Source organism: Microbacterium sp. LWH7-1.2, from assembly GCF_038397755.1.
Classification (GTDB): domain Bacteria; phylum Actinomycetota; class Actinomycetes; order Actinomycetales; family Microbacteriaceae; genus Microbacterium.
In genome coordinates, this window is the sequence record NZ_CP151637.1 from 2,694,206 (window position 1) to 2,707,989 (window position 13,784).

Genomic DNA, 13,784 nt, shown 5'->3' on the forward strand with positions numbered 1-13,784 from the left:
GCGCGCAGCATCCGGGTGTCAGGCGGCGGCGACCACCGCGAGCACGGCCTCGCCGTAGGCCTCGCGCTTCTTGGCGCCGATGCCCGAGACGCCGTCGAGGTCGGCCAGGCTCGCGGGGCGGCGCTCGGCGAGCGCGCGCAGCGTCGCGTCCCCGAACACGATGTAGGCGGGCACCCCGAGCTCTTTCGCGACGCCGGCACGCCAGGAGCGCAGCGCCTCGAACACACCGGCGTTCGCGGGGTCGAGGATCTCGGGAGCGGTGGTCTTGCGCACGCGCGCGACCCCGCCGGAACGGCCCATCACGTCGCGGCGGAGCGGCACCGGCGTCTCGCCGCGCAGCACGCCGGCCGCAGACTCACCGAGAGCGAGCGTGCCGTACTCCCCGCGGGCGACCAGGATGCCACGGGCCAGCAGCTGCCGGATCACGCTGCGCCAGTCCTGATCGCTGAGGTCCGCACCGAGCCCGTACGTCGAGAGCTGATCGTGGCCCTGCTGCCGGATGCGGTCGGTCGAGGCGCCGCGGAGGATGTCCACGAGGTGGCCCGCCCCGAACGCCTGGCCGCGCTCGCGCTGCAGCCGCACGATCGTCGACAGCAGCTTCTGCGCGGGCACGAGTCCGTCCCACGTGTCGGGCGCCTCGAGGCAGGTGTCGCAGTTGCCGCACGGGGCGGAGGCTTCGCCGAAGTAGGCGAGCAGGTTCTGGCGGCGGCATCCGACCGTCTCGCACAGGCCGAGCATCGCGTCGAGGTGCTGGCCGAGGCGGGTCTTGAAGGCGCGGTCGCCGGGCGACTGGTCGATCATGCGGCGCTGCTGCACGACGTCGCCGAGCCCATAGGCCATCCACGCGACGGATGCCTCGCCGTCGCGGCCCGCTCGACCGGTCTCCTGGTAGTACCCCTCGACGGACTTCGGCAGGTCGATGTGCGCGACGAAGCGGACATCGGGCTTGTCGATGCCCATGCCGAACGCGATCGTCGCCACCATCACGACGCCGTCCTCGCGGAGGAACCGGGACTGGTTCGCGGCGCGCGTCTCGGCCGGAAGACCGGCGTGGTACGGCAGCGCGTCGACGCCCTGCGCGGAGAGGAACTCGGCCGTCTGCTCGACCGACTTGCGGCTCAGCGCATAGACGATGCCCGATACCGGACCGGACCCCTGTGAACGGATGAAGGCGACGAGCTGACGCCGGGGGTCTGACTTGGCCTCGATGCGGTACTGGATGTTCGGGCGGTCGAAGCTCGACACGAAGTGGCGCGCCTGCGGCAGCTGCAGGCGCTCGGTCATCTCGCGATGCGTCGCGGGCGTCGCCGTCGCCGTGAGCGCGAGGCGCGGGACCCCGGGGAACCGTTCGGCGAGGGCGCCCAGCGCGAGGTAGTCGGGCCGGAAGTCATGGCCCCACTGCGACACGCAGTGCGCCTCGTCGATCGCGATGACGCTGAGCTTTCCGCGCGCGAGGAACCGGAGCGTCGTCTCGGTGTTGAGCCGCTCGGGGGCGACGTAGAGCAGGTCGAGCTCGCCCGCCAGGTATGCGCGCTCGACGGCCGCGCGCTCGGGCGGCGCCTGCGTCGAGTTGAGGTAGGCGGCGCGCACGCCGTTGGCGACGAGCGCGTCGACCTGGTCGTGCATGAGCGCGATCAGAGGACTCACGACGAGCCCCGAGCCCGGGCGCGCGAGCGCCGGCACCTGGTAGCAGACGCTCTTGCCGCCACCGGTGGGCATGAGCACGACGGCGTCCCCGCCGGCGATCACGTGATCGACGATCGCGCCCTGCTCACCCCGGAACGCGTCGTACCCGTACACCTCGCGCAGCACCGTGCCCGCGTCGGCGCCGGTGAAGTCCCGGCGAGGACCGGCTCCTGCGAACGGGTCGATCGACGTCGAGCCGCCGGCCAGCGGGTCGGGCGGCGGCATCCAGCCGTCCTCCGGCGGAGCCCACGACTCGTCGGGCGGGGGCGCACTGTACTCATCGGCCGGCGGCGCCCAGGCGGGCTCCCACGCGAGGTCGGCGTACGGGTCGCCCTGGGGGATTGTCACCTGTCCCAGGGTAGCCTCGGCATCCGACGCGCTCCCCCCGCGCGCCCGCCCCGGTGCACAACCCGCCGCGAGCCGTCTTCACGCGTCGCTGGGGAGGGAACGGTCAGCGCGGCCGCGGCGGGCGACACACGACGAGTTCCGCGTCGCCGCGCAAGGTCACTACTCCGGCAGCGTGGGGCAGCACGACGGTCGACCCGCGCGTCAGGTTCAGCGTCGATCCGTCGGCGCCCGCTGTCGCTTCTGCCCGGCCGGCGAGCACGACCATCACGGCGAAGCCTGGCTCGACGACGGCTGAGCCGTACACCCGCACGTGCTCGAGTCGAAAGAAGGGGTCGGCCTCTTCCGGCAGTAGCGGCGTCGCTTCCCCGGCACGATGAACGAGCCTGCGGACCGCGGACTCTGATCGGGCAGTCCGCTCGACTGCACCGAGCGCGGTGTCGAATCCGACGCCGAGGTGCCCCTCGGCACGACCGTCGATCGCGAAGCCCGTCCACTCGACGAGGATCGAGAGGTCCTGGGGCTCCTGGAGTTCGACGAGCAGGATGCCTTCGCCGATCGCGTGCAACACCCCGGCCGGCACGTGCACGACATCGCCCGGTGCGACATCCAGCCGATGCATCGCGCCCAGGAGCGCCGCGGTGTCCTGCCGCTCGACGATGCCGTCGAGTTCCGCCCCATCCAGATCCCGTGCGAGAGCGAGGTGGACCTGTCCGGGCGTGAGGATGTACCAGGCCTCGGTCTTGCCGTGCAAGGCTCCGATGTGGGCTGCCGCCCAGGGCCCATCGGGATGAGCGTGCACCGGCAACCGCTGACCCGCATCGCATCCAGGAGCTTCACGAGAAGCATGGGATCTGCTCCGAAGGCCTCGCTGTGCGCCTCGCCGAGCCATCGCAGCGGGTCGGCGGCGAGGGCTTCGGCGAGCAGCCGCCCATCGGCCAGCACCGTCTGCCCCGCCGGCGCTTCTCCGCGAACAGGGGTCGCCGATGCGACCCAGTCCTCCGGCTCGTACTCCCCGCCCTCCTCCTCCCCGCGGAAGTCCGTGATGCGGCGGCCACCCCGGTAGAAGCGGTCCGCAGGGCGGTTGGAGGGAAGATCGGAGATGGTCACGACCGCGCGCCTTTCGCGATTCGTTCGACGGATGCCGCGACCCGCCGTCCGGCCGCGGGGCCTGAGTCCACAGCATCCGACGACATCATCCCCGCGATGAAGCCGCCGACGAAGCTGTCGCCGAGCCCGATCGTGGTCGGAGCGGCGACATCGAGCTTGTATGCCGGTATGCAGACCGCCTGGCCCGAGAATCGCTGCTCGAGTTCGACCGCGAAGCGCGCCGCGCGCTCCTGCCGAGGCAGCAGGCGGGTGGCCGCGTAATCCGCCGCGGTGAGTGCGTCGCCGACCCGGAAGCGGGTGCCCGCCATCGTCACGCCGCCGTCAAGAGCACTCCCCCATCGTTCCGCGTCGTCGCCGACAGCGACGGCCCAGTGCTTCGTATGCACCACCAGGATCGGCGCGGGGATGAGCTCGGACGCAGCCCGCAGGGCATCCTCGACGGCGTCGGGATCGAGCAGGTCGAACGCGCCGCCGAGGTAGCCGAAGAGCTCATCCTCGTTGAGCCCGTACACGTCGACGACGGCTGCCATCGCATCGCGCACCCGCAGCCCGTGCGCCGCATCGTGCGACCCGGCGTCTTCGAACAATGCCACCCCACCGGCGGCCATGCGCGCGATCGCCCCGGCGACCCGCCCCAGGCGGTCCTCGAGGATCGCTCGATCCTGAATCGTGTTGAAGCCCGACGCGAGGAACGCCCGTGCCTCCGCGACGAGGTCGCCGAGCTGCGGCGCGAGCACGAGCTCCCGGTTGGGCAGGTCGTTCACGTAGATGAGCCGGTTGGGATGGGGCGCGACGATCAGCGCGTCGGGGAGCTCCACCGCGGCACCCGCCGGGTACTGCACGATCACGTGCGGTTCCGTGGAATCCCTCGTGGCGCTGTTGAGATACGAGACCTCCGGGGGAAGTTGGCGCCGCACGGTGTCGTCGATGCTGACGAGATGGACCGTGCTCGGCACACCGAGCCTGGCCATCGCGAGCGCGGCGCGCACGCAGGTCCCTCCGAGGGTCGAGGCGTAGCGGAAGCGCGCCGAGAACTCCTCGAGCGCCGCGGGCGTGGCGACGAAACGCTCACCGCCGCGCCCTTCGCGCAGGAACGACAGCACCGAGACGACGAGGCTCCGCTCGTCGACCACGGCCACTGCGGTGTCGAGCTCTGATGCCGTGACGCCGTAGACGCGCGCAGCCTCCTCGAGGACGGCGGCATCCCATTCGATCTCGTAGTCGACGGTGCCGCCGAGCCCGAGCACGATCCCTGAGCTCACGCTCCGATCCTTCCGCGGTCGAGGCCGGTCAGTACAGCGGCGCCTTGCCGTCGGCGCCGAAGAGACGGATCTTCTCGGCCGCCGTGACCTTCAGTGCGGCGATCGGCTCGGGCTGGATGGCGTTCGGCTCGCGCAGGCGCTCGTCGGTGCCGAGAATCTCGCGCATGCGGTTGTGGTACGCCACCTTGATGTCGCTCGAGATGTTGATCTTGTTGATGCCGAGCGAGACCGCACGGCTCAGTTCGCTGTCGGGGTTGCCCGAGCCGCCATGCAGGACGAGCGGGATGCCCACTGCCGCCTTGATCTCCTCGAGCAGGTCGTGACGCAGCTCGGGGTTCTTGTCCGACGGGTAGAGGCCGTGCGAGGTCCCGATCGCGATCGCCAGGCTGTCGACGCCGGTCTCCTGCACGAAGCGGACGGCGTCGTCGACGTTGGTGTAGATGATCTCGGCGGCGCCCGACTCTCCGTAGCTGTCGTTCGCCCCGATCGTGCCGAGCTCGCCTTCGACCTGGACGCCGACGACGTGCGCCGCCTCGACGACCTTTCGCGTCAGGGCCACGTTCTCGTCGAACGGCTTGAGCGAGGCGTCGATCATGACCGAAGTGAAACCGGCCTGGATTGCCGTGATGATCTGCTCGTAGGTGCCACCGTGGTCCCAGTGGATCGCCACGGGGACGCTCGAGCGGTGGGCGCGGGCGTGCATCGCCGGGATGAGGTCGGTGGTGATGTGCCGCACCTCGTCGGGGTGGATCGCGATGATGACCGGAGCATCCAGCTCCTCGCTGATGTCCATCACCCCGTTGAACATCGCCCAGTCGCTGATGTTGAAGGCCGGGATCGCGAAGTTGTCGGCGTTGGCGACGTCGAGGATGGACTTGCCGGTGTAGAGCACGAGAGTATCTCCGTTTCGATGGTGGTCTGCGGGGCGCGCGTCAGCTCTTGACCGACCCGGACGTCAGTCCGCTGATGAAGTAGCGCTGAAAGAAGAGGAAGAGAACGAGGACGGGAATCGACCCGAGGATGCTCATCGCCATGATTTCGTTCCACTCGTACGAGTGCTGGCCCATGAGCAGCTGGATGCCGATGGGCACCGTTCGCATGTCGACGGTCCGCGTCAGCGTGAGAGCGAAGAGGTACTCGTTCCACGCGATCATGAACGTGTAGACCCCGACCGAGACGATCCCTGGCACCGAGATGGGAACGAGGACTCGCCACAGCGCGGTGAACGAGCCGGCGCCGTCCACACGGACCGCCTCGTCGAGCTCACGCGGCAGCGTGTTGAGGTACCCCGTCATCATGATGATCGCGTAGGGCAGCGTGAACACCATGTAAGTGAAGATCAGGCCGGGATAGGTGTTGTACAGCCCGAGCGCCACGACGAGGCCGAAGTACGGGATCAGGAGTGTGATCGGCGGCACGGCCTGGACGCTCACGATCGTGATGTTGAGCAGCCGCTTGCCGCGGAACTCGAAGCGGCTGAACGCGTAGGCGGCCTGAATCGCGACGACGAGGGTCAGCAGCGTGACGAAGCCCGCGACGATGTAGCTGTTGAGGAAGAACCGCAGCTTCTCGGGGTCGGTGAAGATCGCGATGTACGCGTCGAAGGACAACTTCTCGGTCAGCAGCCGAGGCGGCAGCTCGAAGATCTCGGTGTTCGACTTGAACGAGCTCGACAGCATCCAGAGGACGGGTGCCGCCGCGAAGATCGCTCCGAGGATGAGTCCGATGACCACGCCGACGCGCATCGCGCGCCGCCGTGTCTTGAGAGCCATGGTCATGTCAGTCCCTCGCCCTCTGGTGGCGGACGTAGAAGTATGCGAGCACCATCGACATCAGCAGTACGAGCACGGCGCTGGTGGAGGCGAGCGAGAAGTCGTACTTCGAGAACGCGAGCTTGTAGGTGTACGTGCTGAGCATCTCCGTGACGTTGATGGGTCCCCCACCCGTCGTCAGCCAGATCAAGGCGAACTGCTGGGAGGTCCAGATCAGGTCGAGCAGGACGAGGCTGACGATGATCGGCCGCAGCTGCGGGATCGTGACGTTGAAGAAGCGCTGGACGCCGTTGGCGCCGTCGACTCGGGCCGCTTCGTTCAGCTCGGCGGGGATGCCCTGCAGGCCGGCGAGCAGACTCACCATGAAGAACGGGTAGCCGGCCCAGATGTTGATGAACGTGACCGAGCTGAGCGCGAGCTCGGGCGAGGCGAGCCATTCGACGTTGGTGCCCAGGAGGAAGTTGATGACGCCGTTCGGTGCGAAGAGCATCCGCCACAGCACCGCGATCACGGCCGCGGTGAACAGCCACGGAAGGATGTAGAGGGCGCGGAAGATCGCGCGGGGGACGCGGCCGATGAGTTCGCTGTTGAGGAGCATGGCGAAGGTCAGGCCCAGCACGAGGTGGGCGACGACGCTCGTCACGGTGAAGATCAGGGTGTTCGAGATCGCGTTCAGGAAAGCCGGGTCCGTCACGACGGCGACGAAGTTGTCGAGCCCGACGAACTGGGGGCTCTTGTTCAGGATGACGTTGTCCTGGAACGAGTAGCCCACGACCATGACGATCGGGACGACCATGAGGACGACGAGCAGGATCAGGGTGGGGGCGAGGAACCCGTAGGACTCCGCTGTCTTTCGCGCCTGGCTCCGACGACGTCGGATGCCCCCCTTGTCGGGACCGAGAACGAGGGTCTCGGTGTCGGGTGCGATGAGTGGCTGCATGGCTCAGTTCATTTCTGGTCGGGTGCCGCGCCGTGGCCGTTCACGGCGCGACACCCCCGTCTGCAGTGGTCCGGGAGTCCTCAGAACTCCGCCGACCAGGAGGTCTGCACCGCCTCGAGCATCTGGTCGACATCCTGCTGGCCGTCCAGCAGCGCCTGGAATTGCTCGCCGAACTGACGCATCAGCTCCTCCGCGACCGGCAGGCCGGTGAACTCGTTGGCGGGATAGCCGGCCTGGTAGATCTCGAAGGCCGTCGTGAACAGTTCGTCCTTGCCTTCGAGGTCAGGCGTCGAATCGACGTTGCCGGGGAAAGCATTCGCGATGGTCGACAGCTCCGAGTTGACCTCGGTGCTCATCAGGTACTCGACGAGCTTGAACGCGGCATCCTTGTGCTCCGAGTTCTCGGCGACGCCGATGCCCCACGACGCGTATGGGATGCCGCGTTCCCCGTCGAAGCCGTCCTCGGCGGGAATCGCCGAGATCGAGAACTGCAGGTCGGGGTTCGTCTCGCGGATGAGGTTGATGTGCGAGAGCGAGTCGATCATCATGCCGACGCGCCCGTTCGTGAACTCCTCGACCTTGTCCTGCTCCTTCATCGTGAAGGAGCCGGCGGCGATCACGCCTTCGTCCCACAGCCCCTGGATGTATTCCACGACGCTGCGCACATCGTCGTTCGTGACATCGGGCTGTCCGTCGGCGAGCATCGTGCCCCCGGATGCCCAGGCCCACGACATCACGTCGTTCTGGACACCGTTCGGGGTCTCGAGCGACAGCGGAAGCGCCCAGCCCGCTGCGGCGCCGCCGGCCGTAATCGCCTTGGCGGCGTCTTCGAACTCGCTCCGCGTGCTCGGCGGTGCATCGACGCCGGCGTCCGCCAGGAGGGCGTCGTTCGTGAAGAGCGGGTAGACGAAGTTGACGACGGGGATCATGTAGGTGGCGCCGTCCACCTGGATCTGGCTCGCCAGCTCGCTGTCGTCGTAGTCGGCCTCGGCCATGAGGGCGGTGAGGTCGGCGATGACGCCTTGGCTGGCGAAGTCGTTCACCCACGCGCCGTCGAGGCCGACGACGTCGGGCATCGTGCCGGACGCCGCGCCGGCGAACAGCTGCTCCTTCGTGGAGGCGTACGGGCCGCTCACCAGCTCCACGGTGATGCCCGGGTTCTCCTCCTCGAAGCCGTCGATCAGTTCGCGGAACGCTCCGTCGGGAAGCTCGGGCTCCCACCACTGGGCGAACTCGATCGTCACGTCGCCCGAATCGGCCTCCCCCTCGCCGCCGGATGCCGAGCAGCCGGCGACCGCCAGCACACCGACCGTCGCCAACGCCGTCGCCGCGAGCCTTGCCGCACGGCGACGTCCGAGAGCATCGTTGCTCATATTCTCCTCATTCCGGTATCTGCCGCTTTACGCATTTCTTTGCGGGTTAGTGCGACGTTGTGATGCTAGACCTGTCACCGAAGAGCCGTCAAGGACCGAGATGGTTTCGTGACTTTGCTGTCTCCTTCGTGATATCGCGGCTTCATTTCGAAGTAGTTGCTGTTTTAAGCTGTTTTATGCACCGGACGACCGCGTCCGGGCGAACCGATGTGCTAGGAATTCCTCATGGCCAACGATGTGATCTCGGAGCGGTCGCGCCATCTGCCGGCCGGCCGCCGCGCCGCTCTGCTCGAGCTGCTCGGCACGACGGGTCAGCTGAGCGTCGGTGAGATCGCCGAGCAGTTCAAGGTCTCGATCGACACCATCCGCCGCGACCTCGATCAGCTCGATGCCGAGGGGCTGCTGGTCCGCACGCACGGGGGAGCGGTGAGCGTCGCCTCGTCGCCGCGAAGCGATCGCGGAATGGACGTCCGCATGCGCATGCAGACCGCGGAGAAGGAGGCGATCGCCGAGCTGGCGGCGGGGCTTGTGGTCGACGGCTCGGTACTCATGCTCAACGGCGGCACGACCACACTCGCCGTCGCCCGCGCGCTGCGGGAACACCGCGAGCTCACCCTCGCCACGAACAACCTGCGCATCCCTGCAGAAGTGCCGGTGAAGGCACTGCGCGATCTGTACGTCTTCGGCGGGTCGGTGCGCACCGTCGCCCAGACGACCACCGGGCCGGTGAGTTTTCAGCTGACGCCAGGTGGCGAGCAGCTCGCGGTGCAGGCCGATCTCGCGATCATCGGCGTGGGCGCCGTGTCGACCTCCGGCTACTCGACCAGCAATCTGGGCGACGCCGCGATGATGGCCGAGATGATGGCGCATGCGTCGAAAGTCGCGATCCTGGCCGATTCCAGCAAGCTCGGCCGCCGTCTGTTCGCGCAGATCGCAGATCTGGGCCGGGCTGACTGGTTCATCACCGACGCACCGCCGCCCCCAGATCTCGCCGCGGCACTGGCATCCGCCGAGGTCGAGGTGCTCGTCCCCTGACCGTCTCCGTCAGCACCACTTGTCGGCGAGGGTCGTGATGACGTTGAGGTTGCGGTTCGTCGCCACGCCGAGGAGTTTCGCGGCGCCCAGCGGATCGACCGTCCCGGTCTGGTAACCCGGCCCGAGCAGCGCGTGCGCGACCCGGCCGCGCACGACCATCTCGCCGGCATCCGTCGTCAACGCCTCGATCCGGGTGACCGCAGCGGCCGGCAGCTCTTCCTTCAGCAGGTACACGTAGTGGCGCTCAAGGCCGTGGCGGCCGGCAGTGAGCACGACGGCGTCACGGGCGATCGCCGCCAACTCGTCGATCGTGAACACCATCGTCGGCACGTCGAACCCGCGGTCGGCGGCGAAGGCATCCTCGAGCGCCTTCTCGATCTTCGCCCGCGAGCGCATCGGTGTCGTGAAGCGCACGTTGCCGGTGTTGATGTGCGTTTCGACGTCGGTGAACCCGACTCCCTCGACCACGCGCACGATGTCGGCCTTCGGGAACTTCCGGTTCGCCCCGAGATTGATCGCCCGCAGGAACGCCACGTACGTCGGCATGACGCCATCATCCCCGAGAACGCCGCTCCCCGTGCCCGACTGCTGCAGATTCCGGGGCCGGCGATCCGCTAGCCTCGTCGCATGCAATGCCTGTGACCCGTCCTCGTCACCACCCGTCCGCAGGATCCGCGCGGACGCAGAATCACGGATGCCGCGCGCCGGCGTCCTCGAAAGGCATCGCATGTTCTCCTCCCCGTCGTCCCTGCCGCTCGCCGGCAAGACCGCTCTCGTCACCGGCGTCTCGCGCCGGCGGGGCATCGGCTTCGCCGTCGCCACCGAGTTCGCGCGCCTCGGCGCCGACGTCTTCCTCCACCACTACCGCCCGCACGATACGCGCCTGCCGTGGGGCGGCGACGACCTCGACGCCGTGCGCGAGGGCCTGCGCGCGGAACTCGCGCCGGGCGCGCAGCTCGGCGACATGAGCGCGGACCTGCGGGACGCAGCATCCGTCCCCCTCGTCATCGGAGCCGCGAAGGCGCTGACGGGGCGGCTCGACATCCTCGTCTGCAATCACGCGCAGTCGGGCGACGACGGGTCGATCCTCGACATGACGGCCGAGCGGCTCGACGCGTTCTGGCAGACCAACACCCGGTCGACGGTGCTGCTGACGCGGGAGTTCGCGGCGCTGCACGCGGGCGCACCGGACCCGGGCTCGCGCCCCGGTGAGCGCGTCGAGCGGCGGGGTCCGTTCGCCGAGCCGACCGGGCGCGTGTTCTGGATGACGTCCGGGCAGATCCACGGCCCGATGCGCGGCGAAGTGGGCTACGCGACGAGCAAGGCGGCGCTTGCCGGGGTCACGAAGACGGTGGCGGCAGAGCTGCTCGACCTCGGTATCATCCTCAACACGATCGACCCGGGACCCGTCAACACCGGCTATCTCGATCCCGAGACGACCGACCGGCCGCTCGAGGAGATCGAGGCGTGGATGCGGTCGACGCCCTTCGGCCGCTACGGCGAGCCCGCCGATCCCGCACGACTCATCGGGTGGCTCGCGACACCCGACGGCGCGTGGGTCGTGGGCCAGGTGCTGTCGACCAACGGCGGCCTCGGGCTCGGCTGACGCGCGTCTGAAGATTCCGGGCGGCCGCGACCGACTCCTACAGCCGCACGACCTCGGTCACCCTCACGACCGCGGTGCCCTCCTCCTCCGAGGCCGCGAGGTCGACCACGCCGCGGATGCGCCAGTCGTGGTCGCCCGCCGGGTCGTCGATCGTCTGCTCGACGCGCCAGAACCCCGACGCCGCAGCATCCGTCTCGTCCACGGTCACGAGCCGCGGCGACCGCGCCGCACCTCCCGTCAGGATCGCGTCGTGGTCGTCGAAGTAGGCGTCGAGCGCGGCCGGCCAGTCGACTTCGGGGTCGAGCTCGACGAGCTCCTCGTCGCGCTGGAGCGCGGCCAGCTGCACGCGCCGGAACAGCTCGTTGCGCACCAGCACCCCGAACGCGCGCCGGTTCGTCAGCACCGAGGGCGGTGCCGGCGGAACCACCGGCGCCGACGGGTCGTCGACGGGGTTGATCAGCGCCTCCCATTCGTCGACCAGGCTCGAGTCGACCTGCCGCACGACCTCGCCGAGCCACGCGACCAGGTCGTGGAGATCGTCGGTCTGCGCCTCGGCGGGCACGGTCTGCCGCACCGCACGGTACGCGTCGGAGAGATATCGCAGCACGAGTCCCTCGCTGCGGGCGAGCTGGTACAGCGAGATCAGCTCGGAGAACGACAGTGCCCGCTCGAACATGTCGCGCACGACCGATTTCGGCGACAGCTCGAAGTCGCGCACCCACGGCTGGCTCGACGCGAACACCTCGTACGACTGCGCGAGCAGCTCCTCGAGCGGCTTCGGGTAGGTGACCTCTTCCAGCAGCGCCATGCGCTCGTCGTACTCGATTCCGTCGGCCTTCATGGCCGCGACCGCCTCGCCGCGCGCCTTGAACTCCTGCTGCGACAGGATCGGCCGCGGGTCGTCGAGCGTCGCCTCGATCACGCTCACGACGTCGAGCGCGTAGTGCCCGGTTCCGGCGGCGCCCGCCGTGTCGTCCGGGTCGAGCAGTTCGATCGCGGCAAGAGCGAACGGCGACAGCGGTTGATTGAGCGCGAAGTTCGGCTGCAGGTCGACGGTGAGGCGGATGTGATTGCGGATGCTGCGACCCGAGGCATCCGCCTCTCCCGAACGATCGATCTCCACCACGTCGGCGGTGAGAAGCGTGCGGAAGATCGCGATCGCGCGTCGCGCGAGCTCGTAGCGCCGGGCGCGCGGCTCGTGGTTGTCGAACACCAGCGACCGCACGTTCTCGAACACGTCGCCGCCGCGGGCGATGACGTTGATGAGCATGGCGGCGGTGAGCTGCAGCTGCGGCACGAGCGGCTCGGGCTCGGCCTCGACGAGCCGCTCGTACGATCCGAGGCCCCAGTTGACGACGCCCGTCGGCGCCTTCTTGCGGACGATCTTCTTGCGCTTCGCGGGGTCGTCGCCGGCCTTGCGGAGGGCCGCCTCGTTCTCGATCTCCCACTCCGGCGCCATCACGACGACGGTCCCCGCGGTGTCGTACCCGGCGCGACCGGCTCGGCCGGCGACCTGGTGGAACTCGCGGGCGGTGAGCTGCCGCATCTTCGTGCCGTCGAACTTCGACAGCGCCGTGATGAGCACGGTGCGGATCGGCACGTTGATGCCCACGCCCAGGGTGTCGGTGCCGCAGATGACACGCAGCAGTCCCCGCTGTGCGAGGGTCTCGACCAGGCGCCGGTAGCGCGGCAGCATGCCCGCGTGGTGCACGCCGATGCCCGCGCGCACGTAGCGCGAGAGCGTGCGGCCGAACGCAGTCGTGAAGCGGAAGCCGCCGATCGCCTCGGCGATCGCATCCCGCTGCTCGCGGGAGACGATCCGGATCGACGAGAGCGCCTGCGCCCGCTCCATCGCGGCGGCCTGCGAGAAGTGCACGATGTACACCGGCGCCTCGCCGGTCTGCAGCAGCTCCTCGACCGTCTCGTGGATCGGCGTCCGGGCGTACGAGAAGTGCAAGGGCACCGGGCGCTCGACCCCGGTGATGCGCGAGACGGTGCGGCCCGTGCGGCGCTCGAGATCCTCGGCGATCGTGGCGACGTCGCCGAGCGTCGCCGACATCAGCACGAACTGCGCGCGCGGCAGGAGCAGCAGCGGCACCTGCCACGCCCACCCTCTGTCGGGGTCGCCGTAGTAGTGGAACTCGTCCATCACGACCTGGTCGACGGCGGCGTCGGCGCCCTGGCGCAGGGCGAGGTTCGCCAGGATCTCCGCCGTGCAGCACACGATCGCGGCATCCGGGTTCACCGACGAGTCGCCCGTCACCATGCCGACGTTGGCGGCGCCGAAGATGTCGACGAGGGCGAAGAACTTCTCGCTCACGAGTGCCTTGATCGGCGCCGTGTAGTAGGTGCGCCCGCCGCGCGCGACACACGCCGCGTGGGCCGCGACGGCGACGAGGGACTTGCCCGTGCCGGTCGGCGTCGACAGGATCACGTGGGAGCCCGACACGATCTCGATGACCGCCTCGTCCTGTGCGGGGTACAGCGCGAAGCCCCGATCGCCCGCCCATTCGACGAATGCGTCGTACAGCGCGTCGGCATCCGGCGATCCTGATGCGGATCCGGATGCCGCGGCCGCCGCCGCGATCGTCTCGAGAAGCGTCACCGTCCGAGTCTGCCAGGTCGCAGCATCCGCTCTCCCGCTTCCGGTGGGCG

11 protein-coding genes are annotated in these 13,784 nt (G+C 68.9%); 2 read left to right on the plus strand and 9 right to left on the minus strand.

The window, feature by feature from the left end; translation table 11 throughout:
* Positions 1-18: 18 nt before the first annotated feature.
* From recQ to MRBLWH7_RS12480, 7 genes are all read right to left on the minus strand, one after another.
* Complete coding sequence (gene recQ / locus MRBLWH7_RS12450) at positions 19-2,034, minus strand: DNA helicase RecQ (RefSeq protein WP_341994911.1); 2,016 nt, start codon at positions 2,032-2,034, stop codon at positions 19-21.
* A gap of 103 nt (positions 2,035-2,137) precedes the next feature.
* Complete coding sequence (locus tag MRBLWH7_RS12455; protein WP_341994913.1) at positions 2,138-2,785, minus strand: hypothetical protein; 648 nt, start codon at positions 2,783-2,785, stop codon at positions 2,138-2,140.
* A 352-nt stretch (positions 2,786-3,137) separates the two neighbouring features.
* Entirely contained in the window at positions 3,138-4,403 is a 1,266-nt protein-coding gene (locus MRBLWH7_RS12460; RefSeq protein ID WP_341994915.1) for an ADP-dependent glucokinase/phosphofructokinase, read from the minus strand.
* 28 nt (positions 4,404-4,431) lie between these two features.
* The gene (locus tag MRBLWH7_RS12465; RefSeq protein WP_341994916.1) at positions 4,432-5,295 is read right to left on the minus strand and encodes a ketose-bisphosphate aldolase; all 864 of its coding nucleotides are present in this window, start codon (positions 5,293-5,295) and stop codon (positions 4,432-4,434) included.
* A gap of 40 nt (positions 5,296-5,335) precedes the next feature.
* Positions 5,336-6,181 carry a carbohydrate ABC transporter permease gene (locus MRBLWH7_RS12470; protein WP_341994918.1) on the minus strand — a complete coding sequence of 282 codons (846 nt, stop codon included), beginning with the start codon at positions 6,179-6,181 and terminating at the stop codon, positions 5,336-5,338.
* Between the two features lies 1 nt (position 6,182).
* Positions 6,183-7,115, minus strand: a complete 933-nt coding sequence (locus tag MRBLWH7_RS12475; protein WP_341994919.1) for a sugar ABC transporter permease — start codon at positions 7,113-7,115, stop codon at positions 6,183-6,185.
* Positions 7,116-7,195: 80 nt separating this feature from the next.
* Complete coding sequence (locus MRBLWH7_RS12480; RefSeq protein ID WP_341994921.1) at positions 7,196-8,488, minus strand: sugar ABC transporter substrate-binding protein; 1,293 nt, start codon at positions 8,486-8,488, stop codon at positions 7,196-7,198.
* 225 nt (positions 8,489-8,713) lie between these two features.
* Between MRBLWH7_RS12480 and MRBLWH7_RS12485 the strand changes: the two genes are divergently transcribed.
* A complete protein-coding gene (locus MRBLWH7_RS12485) occupies positions 8,714-9,523 on the plus strand; it encodes a DeoR/GlpR family DNA-binding transcription regulator (protein ID WP_341994923.1) in 810 nt (269 codons plus the stop codon).
* A 9-nt stretch (positions 9,524-9,532) separates the two neighbouring features.
* On the opposite strand, the gene MRBLWH7_RS12490 is transcribed toward MRBLWH7_RS12485, so the two are convergent.
* The gene (locus tag MRBLWH7_RS12490) at positions 9,533-10,069 is read right to left on the minus strand and encodes a DUF1697 domain-containing protein (RefSeq protein WP_341994925.1); all 537 of its coding nucleotides are present in this window, start codon (positions 10,067-10,069) and stop codon (positions 9,533-9,535) included.
* A gap of 181 nt (positions 10,070-10,250) precedes the next feature.
* On the opposite strand from MRBLWH7_RS12490, the gene MRBLWH7_RS12495 reads away from it, so the two are divergent.
* Positions 10,251-11,129 (plus strand): SDR family oxidoreductase, encoded by an 879-nt coding sequence (locus tag MRBLWH7_RS12495; protein ID WP_341994927.1) that lies wholly within the window; start codon positions 10,251-10,253, stop codon positions 11,127-11,129.
* 37 nt (positions 11,130-11,166) lie between these two features.
* Here MRBLWH7_RS12495 and MRBLWH7_RS12500 read toward each other — a convergent pair whose 3' ends face one another.
* The gene (locus MRBLWH7_RS12500) at positions 11,167-13,716 is read right to left on the minus strand and encodes a DUF3516 domain-containing protein (protein ID WP_342002037.1); all 2,550 of its coding nucleotides are present in this window, start codon (positions 13,714-13,716) and stop codon (positions 11,167-11,169) included.
* Positions 13,717-13,784 lie beyond the last annotated feature (68 nt).